This window comes from Streptomyces sp. NPDC050509 (assembly GCF_044457965.1).
In the GTDB taxonomy this organism is placed as follows: domain Bacteria; phylum Actinomycetota; class Actinomycetes; order Streptomycetales; family Streptomycetaceae; genus Streptomyces.
The window spans coordinates 497,679-518,303 of record NZ_JBITHL010000001.1 but is presented as its reverse complement, the minus strand read 5'-3'; the positions used below and the strand labels follow the sequence as shown (position 1 = coordinate 518,303).

The 20,625-nt window shown below is 70.6% G+C and carries 21 protein-coding genes; 13 read left to right on the top strand and 8 right to left on the bottom strand.

The annotated features are described in order from the left end of the window. Positions 1–183: 183 nt before the first annotated feature. The 6 genes from ACIBJC_RS01810 to ACIBJC_RS01785 all read right to left on the bottom strand — a co-directional run bounded on the left by ACIBJC_RS01810 (position 184) and on the right by ACIBJC_RS01785 (position 5,743). On the bottom strand, positions 184–1,188 hold the full coding sequence (locus ACIBJC_RS01810) for an ABC transporter substrate-binding protein (protein WP_399286307.1): 1,005 nt from the start codon (positions 1,186–1,188) through the stop codon (positions 184–186). 70 nt (positions 1,189–1,258) lie between these two features. After that, on the bottom strand, positions 1,259–2,011 hold the full coding sequence (locus tag ACIBJC_RS01805) for an amino acid ABC transporter ATP-binding protein (protein ID WP_399288041.1): 753 nt from the start codon (positions 2,009–2,011) through the stop codon (positions 1,259–1,261). A gap of 83 nt (positions 2,012–2,094) precedes the next feature. After that, positions 2,095–3,069 carry an amino acid ABC transporter permease gene (locus tag ACIBJC_RS01800; protein WP_399286304.1) on the bottom strand — a complete coding sequence of 325 codons (975 nt, stop codon included), beginning with the start codon at positions 3,067–3,069 and terminating at the stop codon, positions 2,095–2,097. Between the two features lie 16 nt (positions 3,070–3,085). Beyond that, positions 3,086–4,042, bottom strand: coding sequence for an ABC transporter substrate-binding protein (locus ACIBJC_RS01795; protein ID WP_399286301.1), 957 nt, complete (start codon positions 4,040–4,042; stop codon positions 3,086–3,088). Between the two features lie 4 nt (positions 4,043–4,046). Beyond that, positions 4,047–4,610 carry a GNAT family N-acetyltransferase gene (locus tag ACIBJC_RS01790; RefSeq protein WP_399286298.1) on the bottom strand — a complete coding sequence of 188 codons (564 nt, stop codon included), beginning with the start codon at positions 4,608–4,610 and terminating at the stop codon, positions 4,047–4,049. Then, positions 4,607–5,743, bottom strand: coding sequence for an LLM class flavin-dependent oxidoreductase (locus ACIBJC_RS01785; protein WP_399286295.1), 1,137 nt, complete (start codon positions 5,741–5,743; stop codon positions 4,607–4,609). The genes ACIBJC_RS01790 and ACIBJC_RS01785 overlap by 4 nt, the downstream gene beginning before the upstream one ends. A 591-nt stretch (positions 5,744–6,334) precedes the next feature. Here ACIBJC_RS01785 and ACIBJC_RS01780 point away from each other — a divergent pair. Together ACIBJC_RS01780 and ACIBJC_RS01775 are read left to right on the top strand one after the other, a co-directional pair. Continuing rightward, positions 6,335–7,390, top strand: coding sequence for an amino acid ABC transporter permease (locus ACIBJC_RS01780; protein WP_399286292.1), 1,056 nt, complete (start codon positions 6,335–6,337; stop codon positions 7,388–7,390). Continuing rightward, complete coding sequence (locus ACIBJC_RS01775) at positions 7,387–7,773, top strand: hypothetical protein (RefSeq protein ID WP_399286289.1); 387 nt, start codon at positions 7,387–7,389, stop codon at positions 7,771–7,773. The genes ACIBJC_RS01780 and ACIBJC_RS01775 overlap by 4 nt, the downstream gene beginning before the upstream one ends. Positions 7,774–7,854: 81 nt before the next feature. Here the strand turns inward: ACIBJC_RS01775 and ACIBJC_RS01770 are convergent, their stop codons facing one another. After that, entirely contained in the window at positions 7,855–8,316 is a 462-nt protein-coding gene (locus tag ACIBJC_RS01770; RefSeq protein WP_399288039.1) for a DUF5709 domain-containing protein, read from the bottom strand. A gap of 252 nt (positions 8,317–8,568) precedes the next feature. Here ACIBJC_RS01770 and ACIBJC_RS01765 point away from each other — a divergent pair, with 252 nt between their 5' ends. Beyond that, the gene (locus ACIBJC_RS01765) at positions 8,569–9,975 is read left to right on the top strand and encodes an NADP-dependent succinic semialdehyde dehydrogenase (RefSeq protein WP_399286287.1); all 1,407 of its coding nucleotides are present in this window, start codon (positions 8,569–8,571) and stop codon (positions 9,973–9,975) included. A 76-nt stretch (positions 9,976–10,051) separates the two neighbouring features. Beyond that, a complete protein-coding gene (locus ACIBJC_RS01760; protein WP_399286284.1) occupies positions 10,052–11,017 on the top strand; it encodes a pirin family protein in 966 nt (321 codons plus the stop codon). 148 nt (positions 11,018–11,165) lie between these two features. Here the strand turns inward: ACIBJC_RS01760 and ACIBJC_RS01755 are convergent, their stop codons facing one another. Then, positions 11,166–11,333, bottom strand: coding sequence for a 6-pyruvoyl trahydropterin synthase family protein (locus tag ACIBJC_RS01755; protein WP_399286282.1), 168 nt, complete (start codon positions 11,331–11,333; stop codon positions 11,166–11,168). A 134-nt stretch (positions 11,334–11,467) separates the two neighbouring features. Between ACIBJC_RS01755 and ACIBJC_RS01750 the strand changes: the two genes are divergently transcribed. The 9 genes from ACIBJC_RS01750 to ACIBJC_RS01710 all read left to right on the top strand — a co-directional run bounded on the left by ACIBJC_RS01750 (position 11,468) and on the right by ACIBJC_RS01710 (position 20,574). Further along, a complete protein-coding gene (locus ACIBJC_RS01750) occupies positions 11,468–11,971 on the top strand; it encodes a GNAT family N-acetyltransferase (protein WP_399286279.1) in 504 nt (167 codons plus the stop codon). Between the two features lie 265 nt (positions 11,972–12,236). Then, entirely contained in the window at positions 12,237–12,602 is a 366-nt protein-coding gene (locus ACIBJC_RS01745; protein WP_399286276.1) for a cupin domain-containing protein, read from the top strand. Between the two features lie 150 nt (positions 12,603–12,752). Beyond that, positions 12,753–14,081, top strand: coding sequence for a hypothetical protein (locus ACIBJC_RS01740; RefSeq protein WP_399286273.1), 1,329 nt, complete (start codon positions 12,753–12,755; stop codon positions 14,079–14,081). 130 nt (positions 14,082–14,211) lie between these two features. Then, positions 14,212–15,858 (top strand): MFS transporter, encoded by a 1,647-nt coding sequence (locus ACIBJC_RS01735; protein ID WP_399286271.1) that lies wholly within the window; start codon positions 14,212–14,214, stop codon positions 15,856–15,858. Between the two features lie 164 nt (positions 15,859–16,022). Beyond that, positions 16,023–16,706 (top strand): HEAT repeat domain-containing protein, encoded by a 684-nt coding sequence (locus tag ACIBJC_RS01730; RefSeq protein ID WP_399286268.1) that lies wholly within the window; start codon positions 16,023–16,025, stop codon positions 16,704–16,706. Then, positions 16,700–17,737, top strand: coding sequence for a MerR family transcriptional regulator (locus tag ACIBJC_RS01725; RefSeq protein ID WP_399286265.1), 1,038 nt, complete (start codon positions 16,700–16,702; stop codon positions 17,735–17,737). The genes ACIBJC_RS01730 and ACIBJC_RS01725 overlap by 7 nt, the downstream gene beginning before the upstream one ends. 189 nt (positions 17,738–17,926) lie before the next feature. Next, positions 17,927–18,439, top strand: a complete 513-nt coding sequence (locus ACIBJC_RS01720) for a DUF4232 domain-containing protein (protein ID WP_399286262.1) — start codon at positions 17,927–17,929, stop codon at positions 18,437–18,439. A 227-nt stretch (positions 18,440–18,666) separates the two neighbouring features. After that, positions 18,667–20,046 (top strand): carotenoid oxygenase family protein, encoded by a 1,380-nt coding sequence (locus ACIBJC_RS01715; protein WP_399286259.1) that lies wholly within the window; start codon positions 18,667–18,669, stop codon positions 20,044–20,046. A 129-nt stretch (positions 20,047–20,175) separates the two neighbouring features. Next, complete coding sequence (locus tag ACIBJC_RS01710; protein WP_399286257.1) at positions 20,176–20,574, top strand: VOC family protein; 399 nt, start codon at positions 20,176–20,178, stop codon at positions 20,572–20,574. The last annotated feature ends 51 nt before the right edge of the window (positions 20,575–20,625 follow it).

Below are 20,625 nucleotides of genomic sequence, written 5' to 3'. Positions count from 1 at the left end.
CCCGTCAGCCCACGTGCTCCTCGGGACCCCGGCTGCGGAAGGCGTGCGGCGCCTCGCCGGTGACCCGGCGGAACACCCGGCTGAAGTACGCGCGGTCGCGGAACCCCACCGACCCTGGGGACGGAGCCGGAGGACGTCGCGGGACGGCCTGACGGGATGGCCTCAGCAGCCCTGCCGGAAGCCCTACGAGGCGGTCTTCGGCAGCCCCGCGGGGTTCAGTTCCGAGGACGGAACCGCCTCGTTCGCCAGTCCCCAGCGCTTCAGGACCTTTCCGTACGTCCCGTTCCTGATCACGGTGTTCAGCGCCTCGTGGACGGGCTTGATCAGGCCGTTGTCCTTCTTCGTGGTGGCCGCGATCTTGCCCTGGACCGCGTCCCCTGCCCCCGAGAACGTACCGACGATCTCGGTCTGTCCGGTGGAGGCGGCGTGGTACGCGGCGACCGGGTTGGGCCCGAAGTAGGCGTCGAGCCGGCCGGAACCGAGTGCCAGGTAGTAGTCGCTGGTGTTCTGGTAGATCTTGATGTCGGTGGGCTTGAGCCCCTTCTCCACATTGGACGTGCTCCAGTCGACCAGCACCTTCTCCTGGTTGGTGCCGGAGGCCACACCGATGGTTCTGCCCGCGACGTCGCGCGGCCCCCGTACCTTCCAGCCGGAGCCCTTCTTCGCCTCGAACGCGATGTTGTCCAGCCGGTAGGTCGCGAAGTCGTACTTCTCCTTGCGCTCCTCGGTCACCGTGATGTTGCTGAGCCCGAGGTCGTACTTGCCGCTGTCGAGCCCGACGAAGATGTTCGCCCAGTCGACCGGGTGGTAGCGCAGCTTCAGCCCGAGTACGTCCGCGACGAGCGAGGCGATGTCCGGCTCCACCCCGATCACGGTCCTGTCGTCGGTGGCGTGGAACGTCAACGGGGGTACGGAACCAGCAGAGTTGACGACATCCAGGGTGCCCTTGCGGCGGATCTCCGCAGGGACGAGAGCGGCGATGGAGTCCACCGTGGAGGTGGACACCCGCTTCTGGTCGGGTCCCAGATCGATCTGGAGGCCCTTGCCGTCGCCGGAACCGGACGAGGCCGCGGCGCCGCCCGGTCCGGAACCCGTGCCGTCGGCCGGGTTGCCGCAGGCGGTGAGCGAGAGGGCGGAGACGAGGCCGAGCAGGGCGGCGGTGATACGGAGAGTACGTCGGGGTGGCACGGGACGGCTCCTTGACGGGGGCGGGCGGAGAGAAAGCAGGGAAGGGAATGAGGAGGGGAGGCCGGCGGCCTCAGAGGACCTTCGACAGGAAGGCTCTGGTACGTGTGTGGCGCGGCCGGTCCAGCACCTCGGCGGGCGGACCCTGCTCGACGATCACACCGTCGTCCATGAAGACGACGGTGTCGGCGACCTCACGGGCGAAGCCGATCTCATGGGTGACGACGATCATGGTGGTGCCGCTGCGGGCCAGGTCCTTGATCACATCGAGTACCTCGCCCACCAACTCGGGGTCGAGCGCGGAGGTCGGCTCGTCGAAGAGCAGCACCTTGGGCTCCAGGGCGAGGGCGCGGGCGATGGCCACCCGCTGCTGCTGGCCGCCGGAGAGCTGCCGCGGATAGGTGTCGGCCTTGTCGCTGAGCCCCACCCGCTCCAGCAGCGCCCCGGCCTGCGCGAGCGCCGTCGCGCGGGGCCGGCGCAGCGCCGAGATGGGCGCCTCGATGATGTTCTCGACCACCGTGAGATGCGGGAAGAGATGGAAGTTCTGGAAGACGAATCCGATGTGGAGACGCTGCTTCAGCACCTCCCGCTCCTTGAGCTCGTGCAGTTTGGAGCCGGAACGCCGGTAGCCGATCAGCTCGCCGTCGATGGAGATGCGGCCGCGGTCGAGCTTTTCGAGATGGTTGATGCTGCGCAGCAGGGTCGACTTGCCGGAGCCGGAGGGGCCGAGGACGACGGCGACCTCTCCGGTGCGTACCTGAAGATCGACCCCGCGCAGCACTTCGAGGGGGCCGAAGCTCTTGTGAACGCCGCGGATGTCGACCATCGGACCGGCGCCGGCCGGAGCTGTGCCCGGAGCCGGGGTCGCGTCCGTGTCCGGGGCCGTCGGGGCGGAGACGGGGACCGTGCTCATTTCTGGAAACCTCCGGTGGCGGCGGCAGCCCGCATCCTGTGGGTGAAGGCCCTGGCCCGCTGGAGCGGGGTGGGCGGGGGAGTGCGCTCGGCGCCGCGCGCGAAGTGCCGCTCCACGTAGTACTGGACGACGGAGAGCAGCGTGGTCAGCAGGATGTACCAGACGGTGGCGACCATCAGCAGCGGTACGACCCGCCCGTTCCGGCCGTAGACCACCTGTACCTGGTAGAACAGCTCGCCGATGGCCATCACCGAGACGATCGAGGTGCCCTTGAACAGCGAGATCACCTCGTTCGCCGCGTTGGGCAGGATCCCGCGCATCGCCTGCGGCAGCAGGATGCGCCGGAGCTGGCGCGCCCGGGGGATGCCCAGCGCCGCCGCGGCCTCCAACTGCCCGCCGTCGACGGAGATGATCCCGCCGCGGACGATCTCCGCGGCGTAGGCGGCCTGATGCAACGCGAGACCGATGACGGCGGCGGAGAGCGCGCCGACCAGGTTCATCGTGTCGAAGCTCCACAACACAGGACCGAAGGGGATACCGATCCCCAACTCCTTGTAGAGATAGGCCAGGTTGAACCAGAACAGGAGCTGGACGATCAGCGGGATCGAGCGGAACGCCCAGATGTACGTCCATGCGACGGTCTGGAGTATCACACTCCTGCTCAGCCGCATGAAGGCGAGGACGACACCGAGCGCGAAGCCCAGGGCCGTTCCGTAGAGGGTGAGTTGGAGGGTTACCCAGACGGCCTTGAGGATCGTGTCGGCGGTCAGATAGAGGAAGAAGGTGTCCCACTCCCAGCCCGGGTTGGTGACCAGGCCGTGCGCGAACTGGGTGACGAGGACGAGCGCCGCCACACCGGCCGCCCAGCGCCAGTAGTGGCGCGCCGGAACGACCGTGAGCGACGCGTACCCGTCCTCCTCGTACGGGACCTCGTACGAAACCGGGGAGGGGGCCGGCGGCGAGACGTTCATCAGAGGCTCCTGCCGGTCACTTCTGCTCGGGGGGACTGATCCGGGACTCCTCGATGGCGGACTCCCGTGTCCCCCACCGGTCGAGGATCTTCCGGTACGTACCGTCCCGGATCAGTTCGTTGACGGCCGCCTGGAACGCCTTCGGCAACGGGGACCCCTTCTTGAACGCGAACCCCACGTCGAGCCGGTGGTACTCGTTCAGGAACCGTGTACCGGCGGCGGGCCGGGCCGCCTGGTAACGCAGCCCGTTGATCGTCGACATCACCACCTCGACCCGGTGCTGCTGGAGGCTGGTGAGCAGCGACCCGTTGTCCGAGTAGACGTGCACCGTGTACGGCTTCCTGCCCGCGGCGGCGCAGACCTTCTTCTCGGCTTCGAGCGTCGCCTCGAACGTGGTCCCCGCGCCCACCCCGATCGACTTTCCGCAGAGCTGGTCGAGCCGGGTCACCTTGTCCAGGCTCGTGTCGTCCTCGCGGACGGCGAACCCCTGCCCGTCGTTGATGTACGTGACGAAGTCGATCGTTCTCCTGCGCTCGTCGGTGACCCCGAAGTTGCCGGTGCCCACGTCGTACTTCCCACTGCCGAGCGCGGGCAGGATCGCGTCGAAGCTCGCCTGTTGCCGCGTCAGCCGCACCCCCAGCAGCTTGCCGATGGCGTCGGCGATGTCGACGTCCTGACCGGCCGGGACCTTGCTCGACGTGCTGGGGAAGTAGGAGCTGGGCGCCGCGCCCACGGAGGCGCCGAGTGTGAGCGTCCCCCGCTTCCGTACCTCCTCGGGCAGCAGCTTCGCCAGCGCGGGGTTCTTCTTCAGGGCGGCGGTGACATCCGAGGAGGGCGGGGCGGCGCCGGCCTCCTCGGACGTCACCGCGTCCGAGCCGCAGCCCGTCAGGAGCGGCAGGACCAGGGCGGCCGTCAGCGCGCCCGCCGCGGCGCGGAGCGCGGTCCGGGAGCGGCCCGGGATCAGGGTGCGCACGCGGTCATCCCTCTCTTTCCGTGGAGTTCTCGGCGGAGCTTCCGGTGGGCCGCCCGGCGGCGTCCGGTGCCGGAGCCGGAGCCACCAGACGCTTCTCGAACGGCAGCGGGCCGATGGTCTCCGGGTCCGCCGCGGTGTCGAACCGCGGTGTGTACCCGGCCGCCAGATAGAGCCCGCGCGCCTCCGGCTGGCGTGGTCCGGTGGTGAGGTGGATCCGGCGGTAGCCGCGTACGGCCGCGACGCGTTCCAGCTCCGCGACGACCTGCCGGGCGAGCCCGCGCCGCCGGTGCGCGGAGTGCGTCCAGATCCGCTTCAGCTCCGCGGTGTGCTCGTCGAAGCGGCGGAACGCGCCCCCGGCGACCGGCACACCGTGCTCCAGCAACAGCAGCAACTCGCCGTGCGGCGGGGCGAATTCCTCGGCGGGATACCGGGCCAGCTCGCCGTGCGCGTCCTTGCCGTAGCGCGCGGAGTACTCGTTGCCCAGTTCCTCCAGCATCGGCCGCACCAGCGGATCCGAGACCACGGTCCGCCGCCAGGTCAGCCCACGGGGTTCGGCGACGGAGGTCATCGGCCCGCCCCGACCAGGGTCTGCGGGCCGCGCGGAGCGCCCGCCGCCTCACGCCTGGCGACCTCGGCGCGCACCAGCGGGATGACATGGCGTCCGAAGTCGATGGCGTCGTCCAGCAGGTCGTACCCGCGGGCCGAGATGATGTCCACGCCGAGGTCGTAGTAGTCCAGCAGGGCCTGGGCGACCGTCTCCGGTGTGCCGACCAGCGCGTTGGAGTTGCCCGCGCCACCGGTGGCGGCGGCCGTCGGCGTCCACAGGGCCCGGTCGAACCGCTCGCCCGCCTCGGCGATCGCGATCAGCCGCTGCGCCCCGGTGTTCTCCGGGGCGAGCCGGGAGTGGTGCCGTACGACGCTCGCCGCGCCCCGCGCGGTGTGGTCCTTGATCGCCGCGACCGTACGGTGTGCCTTCTCCCAGGCCAGCTCCTCCGTGGGGGCGATGATCGGTCGGAAGGCCACCTGGAAGCGCGGCGGCGTGGTGCGCCCGGCGGCCCGCGCGGCGGCCTTCACCGCCTCGATCTGCTCCGCAGTCCTCGCCAGCGGTTCGCCCCACAGGGCGTAGATGTCGGCCTCGGCGCCGCCCGCCGCGTACGCCGCCGGCGAGGAGCCGCCGAACGAGACGTCGGGACGCGGCTGTTGGACCGGGAAGACATCGCTGACGAAGTCGTGGAACCGGTAGTGCTCGCCCTCGTGGTCGAAGGGCTCGTGCGAGGTCCAGATCCGCTTGACGATGCCGATGTACTCCCGGGTACGGGCGTAGCGCTCGTCCTTGGTGAGCGTGTCGCCCTCCCGGCCCTGCTCGTGGTCGTTGCCACCGGTGATGAAGTGGACGGTGAGACGTCCGTCGCTGATCCGGTCCAGGGTGGCGAAGGTCTTCGCGGCGAACGTCGGGTACGAGACGTTCGGCCGGTGTGCCAGCAGGATCTGGAGCCGGTCCAGACGGGAGGCGATGTACGCGGCGGCCGGCGCCGGGTCGGGCGAGCCCGATCCGTACGCGAACAGCACCCGGTCCCAGCCGTGGTCCTCGTGGGCCCGGGCGAGCTTGAGCGTGTACTCCTTGTCGAACGAGGCGCCGGAGCGGGATGTCGTCTCCGACCCGTTGTGGGTGGCGGCGATACCGAGGAACTCCACAGGCATGACGGACCTTTCGTACGGAGGCCGGGGCCGGGGCGCGGCAGGGGAAGGCATGCCGAACGGACCCCGTGGCAGGGGGAGGTGAGAGGGTGCGTGACGACGGAGGTGCGTCAGGTGAAGCCGGGGGAGAGCGGCAGCGTGCGCCCGGTGAGAGGGTGGAGCTCGGCCCGCGACGGGGTCACCGAGGGAGGGAGGGGCCGGTCAGGCGGCCCGCTGCCGGGTCAGGCGCAACAAGAGGCGGACCACACGCGACCGAAGTCGATGTGGCCGCGGGTGACCAACGGCTGCTGCTTCTGCATGGTGTCAATTGAGCACGGGACGTCACACGAAGTCAACACGTGCTCGCCCTGTGGGCAGGCGGCCGGGCGCCGCCCCGGTGCGCCAGGACCGTCGGGCGCACTTGACAGCGATCCGTCGTACACCCGTACGATCCAGGGGTGTGCGGCACCGGCCGGCACGGACGGCCGCTGTGCCGCTTCCGTGTGAACTCCGGTACGCACCGGCCGCGTTGAGGGACGCGGTGTGCGTGACGACCCCTGCCGCCCGGTCCATGCCATCGACCGCACCCCGCCGCCTCCCCGCCGGAGCCCTCACATGTCCCTCTCGCCCTCGCTCGACGGCCCCCGGACCACCCGCGCGTCCGCCCCGCCCGGAACCTCCCCGCGGCCCACGGCCCCGAAGGAACCCGACGAGATCACCCGCATCGTCCCCCGCCGCCACCCCGGACGCCGGCTGTCGGCCGCCGTCGCCCTGCTGGTCCTCGGGATGGCCGTCAACTCCGTCATCCGCAACGAACGGTTCCAATGGGGCGTGGTCGGGCGGTACTTCACCACCCCCGCTGTCCTCGACGGCCTGCTGCTCACCCTGTGGCTGACCGCCGCCGTCATGGTGCTCGGCTTCCTCATCGGCACCGCCCTCGCCGTCATGCGTCTGTCCGCCAACCCCGTGCTGAACACGATCAGTTGGGGCTACATCTGGATCTTCCGCGCCACACCGCTGCTGGTGCAGCTCCTGTTCTGGTTCAACATCGGCGCGCTCTACCCGACCCTGGGCATCGGCATCCCCTTCGGCCCGGAGTTCCTCACCTTCACCACCGTGAACCTCTTCGGCCCCGCCCTCACCGCGCTGATCGGACTGACCCTGCACGAGGCCGCCTACGCGGCCGAGGTGGTGCGCGGCGGCATCCTCTCCGTGGACGCGGGCCAGTCGGAGGCCGCCGCCTCGCTCGGCCTGAGCCGGTGGCGGGTGCTGCGCCGGGTGATCGTGCCGCAGGCGATGCGCTCGATCGTCCCCACGGCGGGCAACATGCTCATCGGCACCCTCAAGGGCACCAGTATCGTCAGTGTGCTCGCCGTCCAGGACCTGCTGTTCTCCGTACAGCTCGTCTACAACCGCACGTACCAGATCATCCCGTTGCTGATGGTCGCGACCCTCTGGTACGTCATCGTCACCACCGTGCTGTCGGTGGCGCAGTTCTTCGTCGAGCGCCACTACGCACGCGGCGCCGCCCGCGAACTGCCGCCCACCCCGCTGGACCGGCTGCGCGCAGAGGTCACCGCGGTGCGCGTCCGGGTCGCGGCCTCGCGCCGCCGGGGAGAGCCTGGAAGGGGGAGTCCCCGAGGCGACGACGGAGAGGAACGATCCACGTGAACAGTGCGGACGAGGCCGGAGCGGTGGACCACGCGGGGGCGGAGGTCGTCGTGGCCCTCACCGGCGGGGCGAAGGAGGACGCGCACGCGGTGTTCGGCGCGCTCCGTACGGCCTACACCTGCGACCGGGCGCCCGACGACCTCCCGCAGGACGTGCCCGGCGTGCGCTCGACCGTGTGGATCGCCACCTTCGACTCGACGGAGCTGCGGCACGACCCCGCGGCCACCCGGCTGACGGCGCCGGTCGAGGCCACCCTCCAGGGCGGCTACACGGCGGTGGAACACGTACGCAAGACCCTGACCTCGGCGTTCACCGTACGGGTCGTCGGCAAGGCCTCCGGCGACCAGGAGGAGGAGATCCAGGTACGGCTGGAGAACCGCTGAGCCGGGCGCGTCGGCCCGTTCGGCCGCACCCCTCCGCATCCCTGACGATCGCTCCTTCGGACGCGTGTACGCGTCCGAAGGTCACTCCCCGTCGCCCTCGCCCTCGGGAGCCTCGGCGATCAGATGTACGGCTGCCTCCTCCGCCGAAGCGGCGGCGCCGTCGATCCCCACATCGCTGGCGATCATGTCCTTCTCGGCATCCTCGTGGGCGCCCTCGTCGGGGGCCACCAGCCGCCCGGACCGGTCGTCGCCCACCTCGTCGTCCAACTGCTCACCCTCGCCGTACGGCAGGTCCCCGATGCCGTCCCCGTCCAGCGGGCTCAGCTCGGGGACCTCCTCGGCGAGCCGCTGATCGAGCGACTCGCCGGCGGAGCGTTCGGCGGCGGTCGTCCCCGTGCTCTCGACGCCCAGGGGCCGTTCGGGCGGCGACCAGCCCTCGTCGAAGGGGTCGGAGCCACGGTTCTGCAAGGTGTCCTCGTCGTCGAGGATGCCCTCGTCCTCGCCGATGTCGGAGCCGTCGGGCTGGTAGACCTCGTCCCCCATCACCGGGCCGCTGTCGCCGCTCACGTCGCTCTCCGTTCTCCTCGCTCCCGTGGCCAGGACGGGCGTGCCCGTCCCTCCGTCCTCCCACCCTCCCACCTCTCACCACCGTGTCAAACGGCCGGTGAGAGGCCGTACGGCGCCCGCCAGGACCCGTACGCCGTACCTCCCCTGTTGCGCGCCACGGCGAGTCGGGGAAGGGTCCTGAAGAGCCGGGAGTACGGGGCCGACGGCCGAATTCGAGGAGGAATCGCCATGCCCATCGCGACGGTGAACCCCGCCAGCGGAGAGACGCTGCTGACCTTCGACCCGCTGGGGGCCGACGAGATCGAGGCCCGCCTGGCGGCGGCCCACAGCGCGTTCCGGCAGTACCGCACGACCGGTTTCGACGAGCGGGCGGGACTGCTCAACCGCGCCGCCGACCTGCTGGAGCACGACGAGGCCGACATCGCCCGCACCATGACCACCGAGATGGGCAAGCCGGTCGCCGCCGCCCGGGCCGAGGCCGCCAAGTGCGTGAAGGCGATGCGCTGGTACGCGGACCGCGCCGCCGAACTGCTCGCCGACGAACACCCCTCGGACGCCGACGTGAAGGACTCCGGCGCCGCCCGGGCCCTCGTCCGCCACCGCCCGCTCGGGGTGATTCTCGCCGTCATGCCGTGGAACTTCCCCCTCTGGCAGGTCGTACGGTTCGCGGCCCCCGCCCTCATGGCCGGCAACGTGGGCCTGCTCAAACACGCCTCCAACGTCCCGCAGACCGCGCTCTACCTGGAGGATCTCTTCCGCCGGGCCGGCTTCCCCGAGGGCTGCTTCCAGACCCTGCTCGTGGGGTCGGACGCGGTCGAGACCGTCCTGCGCGACCCCCGCGTGGCCGCCGCCACCCTCACCGGAAGCGAACCGGCCGGCCGCGCGGTCGCCGCCGTCGCGGGCGACGAGATCAAGAAGACCGTCCTGGAACTGGGCGGCAGCGATCCGTACGTCGTGATGCCCTCGGCGGACATCGAACGCGCGGCGCGGACCGCCGTGACCGCCAGGACGCAGAACAACGGCCAGTCGTGCATCGCCGCCAAGCGCTTCATCGTCCACGAGGACGTGTTCGACACCTTCGCCGCCCTGTTCACCGCAGGGATGCGCGATCTGACGGTCGGCGACCCGCTGGACGAGTCCACGGACATCGGCCCGCTCGCCGGTGAACGGGGCCGCGCCGATCTGGAGGAACTGGTCGAGGACGCGCTACGGCAGGGAGCGACCGCGCTGTGCGGCGGACAGCGGCCCAACGAGTACGGCAAGGGCTGGTTCTACGAGCCGACCGTCCTCACCGGCATCACCGACGCGATGCGCATCCACCACGAGGAGACGTTCGGCCCCGTCGCCACGCTCTACCGGATCAAGGATCTGGACGAGGCCGTGGCACTCGCCAACGACACACCGTTCGGCCTGAGCTCCAACGTATGGACGCGCGACGAGGCCGAGGCGGACCGCTTCGTACGCGACCTGGAGGCGGGCGGTGTGTTCTTCAACGGGATGACGGCCTCGCACCCCGCCCTCCCCTTCGGCGGCGTGAAGCGCTCGGGATACGGGCGTGAGCTGTCCGGGCAGGGCATCCGCGCGTTCTGCAACACGACCACGGTGTGGCACGCCCCGGACACCATCGACCCGTGACAGGACCTCTGCCCCTGTCACAGAGCTCGTGCCGCGACCGGCCAAGCGTGCCGGGAGGGGCGCTAGATTGGGCGCCATGAGCAATCTTGATCGTCAGGCCACCGCCACCGTCTGCGGCGGTCGCGGCTTCGTCGTCGCCGAGCCGGTACGAGAACTGCTGAGTCCCCGCGCGGTCCGGCTGGGCGAATCCACCGAAGTCCGCAGACTGCTGCCCAACCTCGGCCGCCGCATGGTGGGCGCGTTCGCCTTCGTCGACCACTACGGGCCCGACGACATCGCCGACGAGCCCGGCATGCAGGTCCCGCCGCACCCGCACATGGGTCTCCAGACCGTGAGCTGGCTGCACGACGGCGAAGTGCTGCACCGCGACAGCCTCGGCAGCCTCCAGACCGTACGCCCGCGCGAACTCGGCCTGATGACCGCGGGCCGGGCGATCTCCCACTCGGAGGAGAGCCCCCGCTCCCACGCCCGCTTCCTGCACGGCGCGCAGCTCTGGGTCGCGCTCCCGGACGCCCACCGCGAGGTCACCCCGCACTTCCAGCACCACGCCGACCTGCCCGAAGTCACCGCCCCCGGCCTGACCGCCACCGTCATCCTGGGCACACTCGACGGCGCGGTCTCACCCGGCACCACCTACACCCCCCTGGTCGGCGCTGACCTCACACTGGCCCGCGGCACCGAGACCCGGCTGCCCCTCGAACCCGACTTCGAGTACGCGGTCCTGTGCATGTCCGGCGAGACCGAGGTCGACGGTGTGCCCGTACTCCCCGGCTCCATGCTCTACCTGGGCTGCGGCCGTACCGAACTCCCCCTGCGCGCCGAGTCCGACGCCGGACTGATGCTCCTCGGCGGCGAGCCCTTCGAGGAGGAACTGGTCATGTGGTGGAACTTCGTGGCGCGATCACACGAAGAGATCGAGCAGGCCCGCAAGGACTGGACGGAGACCTCCCGCTTCGGAGAGGTCACCGGCTACGACGGCGCCCGGCTGCCCGCCCCGGAACTGCCCCCGGTGGCGCTGAAACCACGGGGCCGGGTGCGCTGACCCGCGGCGACGTCGCCCCTCGCCCTACGCCTGCGCAGGGGTAGTCGGTCGTGTCGTATATCGGTGGCGCATGGCGACTCGCCGGGTACGACATCCGCTGGTGGCCCACTTCATGGTCCAGCCAGATGCTGAACTCCTTGAGATCCCCTTAGTCACGCACGAAACCGGTGGTGTCCAGCCCGTCCGTGGGCGCGGAAAGCTCCAGCGCCACTACGTAGTTGTGGCCGTGCAGGCGTCCGCACGGGTGGTCCTCCGGCAGCCCGTCGAGCTGGTGGCTCGCGGAGAAGTGGAACTCCTTGCTGATGTGACAGGTCATGGTTCGCCTCCTGTCCCCAGGCTGGAGGAACCGGCGTCCGCGCACATCACGGGCTGATACCGAGAGATACCGGCCCGTCTACCGAAGCAGCGCCACATGTGACCCGTGGTGACCCGTGGTGCAGAGTAGGTCCCATGGCTACGTACGAGACGATGTCGTTCCACCTGGAGACCGAGCGGCTGATACTGCGGCCGTGGGCCGAGTCGGACGCCGCCGAGTTCAGCGCGCTCCTCTCCGAACGCGGCAACGGGACGCCCACGGTTGAGCACACCCGGACGTCCATCGCGAAGCTGCTCGCCGCGACGGCGGCAACGGGGATCGCCCTGCTGCCCATCGAGCGCCGTGACGAGGGCGACTTCATCGGCTATTGCGGGTTGATCATCGGTCGCTCCACCGTGGAGGAGCCGGAAATCGCGTATGAGCTGTTCCAGCGCGCGCATGGGCGTGGTTACGCCACCGAGGCGGCCGGCGCGGTACTCGATGCCGCTGTGGCGACGGGGCGCAAACGGCTCTGGTCGACCGTCGGTGTGTGGAACACACCGTCGCTCCGTGTCCTGGAGAAGCTCGGGTTCGAGCGGGATCACGTTTCCACGGAGGACAGTGGTGAAGTGGTGTGGCTCACGCGCTCGTTGCCGTGACGCGGGGTCGCGCCCCAGGAACTGATGCTTACCTGATCGAGTGTGCTCAGGCAGAGATGGTGAGTGACGACTCCAAGCGTAGGGAATCGCACGATCGTGCGATTTCGCCTGTCCCGCCCCGGCGGGCTCCCCGTGCCGATGGGGCGCGCAGGGGGATACGGCGCTGCTCCGGACCGCTTCCGAGGCTTTTGCCGCCAGGGGTAGCCAGCGGCCCTCCGGTAGCAGCACCATGGAAGGACGAGGGGGGCGGTTGGAGGAATCCCTCATGATGGAAGTCAAGACGATCGAAAAGCCTGATGAACGGCGAGACTTTCCGCGCGGCCACCTCGAAGCTCTTCACCTGACGGGGCTGGATTTCGCCGTGGCCACGTTCGAGCCCGGATGGCACTGGACCGAGTCGGTGGGTCCCCTGGCCGGCACGGAGAGCTGCGAGGTCCATCACAACGGCTTCGTGGTCCAGGGCAGGATGGGCCTCCGGATGGACGACGGCGCCGAGTGTGAGATCGGCCCCGGGGACGTCTTCGTCTGCCCGCCCGGTCACGATGCCTGGGTTGTCGGCGACGAACAGGTCATCGTGTACGACTTCGCGGGCGCGATGGCGCAGGAGTACGGCCGGCCCCAGCAGAGCTGAGGGCTGTCGGAGCGGTGACGTCAGGTCCGGCAGCCGTCGGGCACGGTGCGGCTTCCCGCGTACCGCGCCCGACGGCCAATGGCCGAGTGCGTTCACACGCACGGTTCGCCCAGGTCGCGCGTTCCGCGCCGGGGGCGTCCCCTTGGCGTCATGAGTGACGATGGCGACGCCCGGCTTTCCGACCGGGAGCGCGGCGAGCTGGACGCACTGCGAAAGCGGTTGAGCGTCCTGGAGAGGGCCGGGCCGCCGGGGCATCACCGGGTCCGTTCGCTCAGCTCGGCCTTGTTGATCCTTTTCGCCGCGCTGCTGACACTGCTGTCCGTCGTGGCGGTGTGGGCGAACAGCATCGTGCGGGACACGGATCGCTACGTCGCCACCGTCGGGCCGCTGGCCGGCGACCCCGCTGTGCAGAAGGCGGTCACCAACCGTGTCACGGCTGTAGTACTGGCACAGATCAACGTGGATGCTCTGGTCAAGGAAGTGTCGACGGCGGCTTCGCAGAAGGGCGTTCCGCCGCGGGTGGCGAAGTCGCTGAAGAGCCTGGACGGGCCGATCACCAAGGGTCTCGAACAACTGATCGGCGGCACGGTGAAGCGGGTGGTCACCAGCAGTGCCTTCGAGACGGTCTGGGTGAAGGGCAACCGCCGTGCGCACGCCGCTTTCGACAAGGCGCTGACGGGGCATGCCGAGGGCGCGGTCTCGCTGAAGGACAACCAGGTCGCCATTGACGTGGCTCCGATCGTCGCTGAGGTCAAGGACCGGCTGGTCGGCGCCGGCTTCGCTCCCGCCGCGAAGATCCCGGCCGTCCACACGAGCTTCGTCGTGTTCGAGTCGGAGGATGTCGGCAAGGTCAAGACGTGGCTGCGGGTGCTGCAGATCCTCGGCGGTTGGCTGCCCGTCATCGCCCTGCTGGTCGCCGCCGCCGGGGTGTACGCGGCGTTCAACCGCCGTCATGCGCTGACCGGGGCCGCGCTGGCGGTGTTCGTCGCCATGCTGGTTCTCGGCGTCTCCCTCACCGTCGCGCGCGACGTCTACCTCGATCATCTGCCTCCGGGGGCGTCCCGGGCGGCTGCCGGAGCCGTGTACGACGCGCTGGTCAGGTTCCTGCGCGCCGGTGTGCGGTCGCTTGCCGCGGTCGCTCTCTTCACCGCCGTCGGCGCCTTCCTCGCCGGTCCGTCCCGGGTCGCCGTACTCACGCGTACGGGCTGCCGCAGAAGCGTTGCCGCTCTGCGCGAGGTGGCGGTGTCGGCGGGACTTCCTCTGGGTGCGGTCGGGCGGTTCGTGCACCGCTTCAAGCGCTGGATCGGGGTCGCCATCCTGGTGGTCGCGGCGATCGTCCTGTTCACCTGGACCTACCCGACCACGATGGTCGTGGTGTGGACGGCGGTACTCACACTGGTCGCCTTCGCGATCCGCGAATTCCTGGATGCCGGCACCACCCCGCCCGCCGGAACACGTGCCGGTGACGCCGCACGCTGAAGCGCCGCGGAGTCCGCTCGACGCTGCCGCGTGGCACACCGCGATGTGTCGAAGCGACCAGCGGCCAATCGGATGATCTTCATGGCGGGTCGCCGGAGGAGTGGACCACGACCGTGGTGACAATGCGGCCATGACCCCCAAGGCAGACACGGGCGGGCGTTCGACATCGACGCGGGTCGTCCTGCCGACGCTCGCGGCGGGCCAGTTCCTGATGGCGCTCGACAGCTCCGTCATGAACGTGTCGATCGCGACGGTGGCCGACGACGTCGGCAGTACCGTGACCGGGATCCAGGGCGCGATCACCGCGTACACGCTCGTGATGGCGATGCTCATGATCCCCGGTGGCAAGGTCGGCGCGCTGATCGGTCGCAAGCGGGCGTTCATGATCGGCTGCGGGATCTACGGCTGCGGTTCGCTGACGACCGCGCTCGCTCCGAACCTGCCGGTGCTGCTGATCGGCTGGGCGTTCCTGGAGGGGGTCGGGGCGTCGCTGATCCTGCCCGCGATCGTGGCGCTCGTCGCCGGGAACTTCTCCGTGGAACGCCGTCCGGGCGCCTACGGACTCGTCGCCGCCGCCGGGGCCGTGGCGATCGCGGTGGGGCCGCTCATCGGGGGTGTGGCGACGACGTACTTCTCCTGGCGCTGGGTGTTCGCCGGTGAGGTGGTGCTCGTGCTCGGCATCCTGGTGCTCGCCCGGCGGGTCGCCGACGCGGTGCCCGACCGGCGTCCGCGCCTCGATCTCGTCGGGGCCGTGCTCTCCGCCCTGGGGCTCGGGATCTTCGTGTTCGGCGTCCTGCGCTCGGACCAGTGGGGCTGGTTCCGGCCGAAACCTGACGCCCCCTCGTGGCTGGGGGTCTCGCCGGTCGTGTGGCTGATGCTGGCGGGCCTGTTCCTGATCTGGGTCTTCCTCCGCTGGGAGGCCCGGCTCGTCGCCCAGGGCAGGGAACCGCTGGTGGACCCGGCGCTGCTGGGCAACAGGCAACTCACCGGTGGCCTGACGATGTTCTTCTTCCAGTACCTCGTACAGATGGGCGTGTTCTTCGTCGTACCGCTCTATCTGTCCGTGGCGCTCGGCCTCTCCGCGCTCGACACCGGCGCGCGTATTCTTCCGCTCTCGCTGACGCTGCTGGCCGCCGCGATCCTGATCCCGCGCCTTCTCCCGGACGTCTCACCGCGGCGGGTGGTGCGGCTCGGTGTCCTCGCCATGTTCGCGGGGGCCGTGTCCCTGATGGCCGCGCTCGACGCGGGCGCGGGGGCGGAGATCGTCACGATCCCGCTGCTGCTGATCGGGCTGGGCATGGGCGCGCTGGCCTCCCAGCTCGGCTCGGTCACCGTGTCCTCGGTGCCGGACGAGCAGAGCGCGGAGGTCGGCGGCGTCCAGAACTCCGTCACCAACCTCGGGGCCTCGATCGGTACGGCACTCGCCGGGTCGATCCTGATCGCCACGCTGACCACATCGTTCCTGACCAGCATCGAACAGAATCCGGCAGTCCCGACCGCGGTCAAGACCCAGGCGAACGTCCAGCTCCAGAGCGGCGTGCCCTTCCTGTCGGACGCCCAGCTCAAGACCGCCCTCAAGGACGCCGACGCGAGTGCGGACGTGACCGCCGCCGCGCTCGACGCGAACGCCGCGGCGAGACTCGACGGTCTGCGCGCCGCCCTCGCCGTCCTCGCGCTCGCCGCCCTCGTCGCGCTGTTCTTCACCCACCGAATCCCGACGGCCCAGCCCGGCTCGTCGGCAGGCGGCGGATCTCCTGGCCGTGGTCCCCGCACCTGAGCAAGAGTGCGTACGGTCACCCAGCGTCCTGGGGGCGCCTGTGACCAGCGGATTTCCCCATGCGCTGGTCACGGGCTTGACCTTGACACGGTGATAGGGTTTTCCATCGGGCGCAGGAGGTGGTCCTGATCAACACGACCAACGTAACCCCGCGGAACACCCGCGTGGCCCATGCCCTGGGCGCCGAGGACTCGTCGATCCGGCTACAGGCGGCCCTGGCGGTCGGCTCGAACCCCGACCCCGTGTTCCTGGAGACGCTTGTCGAGCGGTGCGCGGTCGAGCCGGACTTCTACGTACGGGACATGCTGTCCTGGGCGCTGACCCGCCTCTCGCCGGAGATCACCCTGCCCCGGATCCGCCAGGAGCTCGGCTCCGAACGCACCCAGGCCCGCAGCCAGGCGCTCCACACGCTCTCCAAGATCGGCGACAAGGGCACCTGGGCCTGGATCACCCGCGACCTGCTGCGCGACGCCGACGACGAGGTCGCACGGACCGCGTGGCGCGTCGCGGTCGTCCTCGTGCCCGAGGACGAGGAAAAGGGCCTGGTCGACGCATTGGTTCCGCAGCTCGGCCGCGGCGACCGCGACGTACGGATGAGCCTGAGCCGGGCCTTCGTCGACCTCGGCGACGTGATCGGGCCCGCCCTGGAGAAGGCCGCGGAGCATCCCGACCCGGCGGTGGCCGCGCACGCCCGTGCCACCGAACTGCTCCGGCAGAACCCGGAGGCCGGTTTCGACGCGGCCGTCGAAGAGGCGAAGCGCGTGGTCACACTCGGCCCGGAACGAGCCGCTGCCGCCGCCGTGGCCGCGTCGGTGGGCACCGGGACCTCGGAGACCGCGGATTGCTGATCGGTGAGGTGGCCCGCCACTCCGGGGTGAGCACCCGGATGCTTCGGCACTACGACGCCCTGGGGCTGGTGCGGCCGACGGGCCGCACCGCCGGCGGCTACCGCGAGTACTCCGCCGAGGACATCCGCAGGATCTTCCACGTGGAGAGCCTGCGGTCCCTCGGGCTCTCGCTCAAGCAGGTCGTGCGCGCGCTGGAGGACCCGGCCTTCACGCCGTCCGCCCTGGTCAGCGGCCTGATCCGCTCCACGGAGGACCGCCTGGCGCGGGAACAGGAACTGCTTGTGCGGCTCCGTGCGATCGACGCGTCGGCGCCCACCGGCTGGCAGGGCGTCCTGCGTACCGTCGAACTCATGCGGGCACTCAACTCGACCAGCGCCGCCCGCAGGCAGCAGGCCGTCCTGGCCCGGTCGGAGGGCGCGTCGGTTCCCGCCGAGTTGCTGGCCGCGGCGGTCCTGGTCGAATCGGACCCGCACGTCGCAGGTGCCCTGCGCTGGGCGCTCGCCCGATCGGGCGGCGACGTCGTGGCGGCACTGGACGCCGGCGCGCACTCGCAGGACGTCGACATCCGGCGGCGCGCGGTGCGGGCGATCGCCGAGATGCCCGAGGCTCCGGGTGCGACCGCGGTGCTCGCGGACGCCCTCGGGGACCCGGACACGACGGTGCGCGGGCACGCCGCTCTGGCTCTGGGCAGGCATGGCGTGGCCGCGGCCGTGCCCACACTCGTCGCCATGGTGGTCGAGGGCTCCCACGACGTGGACGCGGCGGAGGCGCTGGGAACGCTGTTCCGGGACCCCGGGTGCGCGGACCGGATCACGACCGCCCTGGTCGACGAACTCGCCGCGCCCACCGCGGACTCCGCGACGCGGATCCGCCTCGCCCAGGCGTTCTTCGAGCTCGGCGGAACCACCGCGCAGAAGATCCTTCACCAACTGGCCCAGGACGACGACCGCGCCGTCGCCTTTGTCGCCTCGGCCCTCGCCGGAGTCCTCGAAGAGCGGTCACCCCAGGACCGAGCCGACGAGGATTCCTGAAAGCGCGCCATCGAGGCGCGTGGGGCGACCCCGCGATGCCCGGGCCGAGGAGCCTGCACCTCACGTACCGGAGACCCGGCTGTGGCGATCCTGGGACATTTCCCGCGCGGGAAGGCGGGCAGGGATGGCGTCGACCATGGTTCTGACGGAACACCCCCGCAGGGCCGACGAGCAAGGCAAGGAGCGTTCATGATGCGTACCAACAGCGGGATCGCCGTCGCCCTCGCCGCCACGGTGCTGGCGGGCGCTGCCGGTGCGGGAGCCGCGCAGGCCTCACCGACCGCGGGCAGCGGGGCCGCTCCCTCGGCCTGTCGTCCGGCCAACCACACCGCGAAGATCACCGAGGCGGCCGCCAGCTCAGGGCACCGTCACTACCGCGTCACCCTGACCGCGCCGCGCGGGTACGAGCCGTGCACGCTGGCCGGTTCGCCCACCGACGTACGGTTCTCGAACCACGGCTCGGACAGCGGAGTCACCGCCGGCCGCTACGGCAGCCAGGAAACCGTGGTGACCTTCGGCCCGGGCCGCCCGGTGCACTTCGACATCCAGGTTCCGAGCGGCGACCTCGGCACTCCCGCGAACGAGGCATCGTTCGCCCTCCAGGCCCCGGGCGGGCAGATCCCCGGCACATCTTTCGCCGAGGGAGCGCTCAAGGTGGCCAAGGGCACCGTCATCGGTCCCGTCCAGAGCGGCGCCTCCTGAGCGCGGGGGCGCCATCGGCCGGCCACGATTTCGCTCGTCGCCCGTACCTCGGGATATGGCAGGACGCGGCGGACCGACGCGTCGTGCGGGAGTTCGCTCGATCGGGGTAACCGCCATGACCGGTCTCCCGGCGCCGCCGTCGGGCGGGCACAGTGGGAGCAGCCAGTGCTCCTCCTCACCCGGTCCGTCCGGCCCCCGGAGGGGTCGGACGGACCGGAAGGACCACGATGCCCGCCACCGGAAACCCGTTCACCGGCGCCTACGCTCCGGTGCGGGACGAGGTCACCGTCTACGACCTGCCGGTCACCGGCACGATCCCGGACGACCTGAACGGCCGCTATCTGCGCAACGGTCCCAACCCCATCGACCCCGGCGCCCCGGGCCGGCCGCATCTCTTCGCCGGCACCGCCATGGTGCACGCGGTGCGGCTGCGCGGTGGCCGGGCCAAGTGGTACCGCAACCGCTGGATCCGCAGCGCCGCCGTGGCCGAGGCGCTGGGTGAGCGGCCTCGCCCCGGCGCCGCGGTACGGATCGGCGACGTGGGGCCCAACACCCATGTCATCGGCCACGCGGACCGCACCTTCGCCCTGGTGGAGGGCGGCTTCCGGCCCTACGAACTCTCCTACGAGATCGAGACCGTCGGCGCCACCGACTTCGGCGGGACCCTGCCCGACGGGTTCGCCGCCCACCCCAAGCTCGATCCGGCCACCGGTGAACTGCACGCCATCACCTGGCAGCGGGCCGGCTGCGACCGGCTGCGGCACGTGGTGATCTCCCCGTACGGCAGAGTCGTCCGCGCGGCCGACATCCCGGCGCCGCACATGCCGGTGGTCCACGACATGGCCCTCACCCCCCGCCACGTGGTCGTCTACGACCTTTCCGTCACGGTCGACCCGGTCTCCGACGTGGCGCGCAAGCCGTTCCCGGTCATGTGGAACGAAGCCCGCGGCGCGCGCGTCGGGCTGCTGCCCAGGAACGGCACCGAGGTGCGCTGGTTCGACGTCGAGCCCTGCTTCGTCTTCCACACCCTCAACGCCTACGAGGACGGCCATCGGGTGATCATCGACGTCGTCCGTTACCCGCGCATGTTCATCGGCTCCGCGCTGAACAGCCCGGACTCCCCCACTCTGGACCGCTGGGAGCTCGACACCCTCACCGGCGAGGCCAAGGAGACCCGGCTCGATGACCGCCCCCAGGAGTTCCCCGCGGTCAACCCGGCCGTCATCGGCCGCGCCCACCGCTACGGATACTCCGCCGTCGCCTCCGCGCTGCTCCGCGCCCTGGGCCCGGCAGACGCCCTCGACGGGTCGCCCCCGACCGCCTCCGGCGACGCGCTGATCAAACATGACGTCTCTCAACAGTCCACCGTGGTACGTGCGTTCGGTGACGGACACTACACCGGCGAGGCCGCCTTCGTACCCACCGCCGAGGCCCGCGCGGAGGACGACGGCTACCTGCTGGTCCTCGTCTTCGACCCCGGGCGCGGCGCCACCGACCTCGTCATCCTCTCCGCCGAGGACTTCACCGGCCCACCGGTCGCCACCGTCCACCTGCCCGTCCGGGTCCCGGCCGGCTTCCACGGCAGTTGGATCCCCGACCCCGTCTGACCCCGCCACCGACCGCCGCCTGCGCACACCTGGTCACAGAGCCCGGCCACCGCTTCCGCGCCCGGACAGGCACTAACCTCGTCCTCGACGGACGCACGCCAGCACCCGAAGGGCAGCATCATGGCCTCGATGCCACAGAAGATCACCACGTTCCTCATGTTCGAGGGCAGGGCCGAGGAGGCGCTGACCTTCTACATGTCCCTGTTCGAGGACGCCGAGATCGTCGACATCTCCCGCTACGGCGCCGACGGTCCCGGCGAGGCGGGCACGGTTCAGCGCGCCACGTTCTCGCTCGCCGGACAGCGGTTCATGTGCATCGACAGCCACGTCAAGCACGCCTTCGGGTTCACTCCCGCGGTATCGCTGTTCGTCGAGTGCGACACCGAGGCCGAGCTCGACCGCCTCTACGGCGCCCTCGCCGAAGGGGGCACGGAGCTCATGCCCCTGGGCTCGTACGGCTTCAGCCCCAAGTTCGGCTGGGTGAACGACCGCTTCGGCGTCTCCTGGCAGCTCAATCTGCCCGAGTGACGGTAGTCCCCGTTTGGCGTGAATGGCGGTGTTGCCCCTGTGCTTCGAGGT

What these genes read in the sequence shown, in the direction of transcription:
- ACIBJC_RS01805 (WP_399288041.1), bottom strand. Translation starts at nt 2,011, where the DNA reads ATGGTCGACATCCGCGGCGTTCACAAGAGCTTCGGCCCCCTCGAAGTG.
- ACIBJC_RS01800 (WP_399286304.1), bottom strand. Translation starts at nt 3,069, where the DNA reads ATGAACGTCTCGCCGCCGGCCCCCTCCCCGGTTTCGTACGAGGTCCCG.
- ACIBJC_RS01790 (WP_399286298.1), bottom strand. Translation starts at nt 4,610, where the DNA reads ATGACCTCCGTCGCCGAACCCCGTGGGCTGACCTGGCGGCGGACCGTG.
- ACIBJC_RS01785 (WP_399286295.1), bottom strand. Translation starts at nt 5,743, where the DNA reads ATGCCTGTGGAGTTCCTCGGTATCGCCGCCACCCACAACGGGTCGGAG.
- ACIBJC_RS01780 (WP_399286292.1), top strand. Translation starts at nt 6,335, where the DNA reads ATGTCCCTCTCGCCCTCGCTCGACGGCCCCCGGACCACCCGCGCGTCC.
- ACIBJC_RS01770 (WP_399288039.1), bottom strand. Translation starts at nt 8,316, where the DNA reads ATGGGGGACGAGGTCTACCAGCCCGACGGCTCCGACATCGGCGAGGAC.
- ACIBJC_RS01765 (WP_399286287.1), top strand. Translation starts at nt 8,569, where the DNA reads ATGCCCATCGCGACGGTGAACCCCGCCAGCGGAGAGACGCTGCTGACC.
- ACIBJC_RS01760 (WP_399286284.1), top strand. Translation starts at nt 10,052, where the DNA reads ATGAGCAATCTTGATCGTCAGGCCACCGCCACCGTCTGCGGCGGTCGC.
- ACIBJC_RS01755 (WP_399286282.1), bottom strand. Translation starts at nt 11,333, where the DNA reads ATGACCTGTCACATCAGCAAGGAGTTCCACTTCTCCGCGAGCCACCAG.
- ACIBJC_RS01750 (WP_399286279.1), top strand. Translation starts at nt 11,468, where the DNA reads ATGGCTACGTACGAGACGATGTCGTTCCACCTGGAGACCGAGCGGCTG.
- ACIBJC_RS01745 (WP_399286276.1), top strand. Translation starts at nt 12,237, where the DNA reads ATGATGGAAGTCAAGACGATCGAAAAGCCTGATGAACGGCGAGACTTT.
- ACIBJC_RS01740 (WP_399286273.1), top strand. Translation starts at nt 12,753, where the DNA reads ATGAGTGACGATGGCGACGCCCGGCTTTCCGACCGGGAGCGCGGCGAG.
- ACIBJC_RS01735 (WP_399286271.1), top strand. Translation starts at nt 14,212, where the DNA reads ATGACCCCCAAGGCAGACACGGGCGGGCGTTCGACATCGACGCGGGTC.
- ACIBJC_RS01720 (WP_399286262.1), top strand. Translation starts at nt 17,927, where the DNA reads ATGATGCGTACCAACAGCGGGATCGCCGTCGCCCTCGCCGCCACGGTG.
- ACIBJC_RS01715 (WP_399286259.1), top strand. Translation starts at nt 18,667, where the DNA reads ATGCCCGCCACCGGAAACCCGTTCACCGGCGCCTACGCTCCGGTGCGG.
- ACIBJC_RS01710 (WP_399286257.1), top strand. Translation starts at nt 20,176, where the DNA reads ATGCCACAGAAGATCACCACGTTCCTCATGTTCGAGGGCAGGGCCGAG.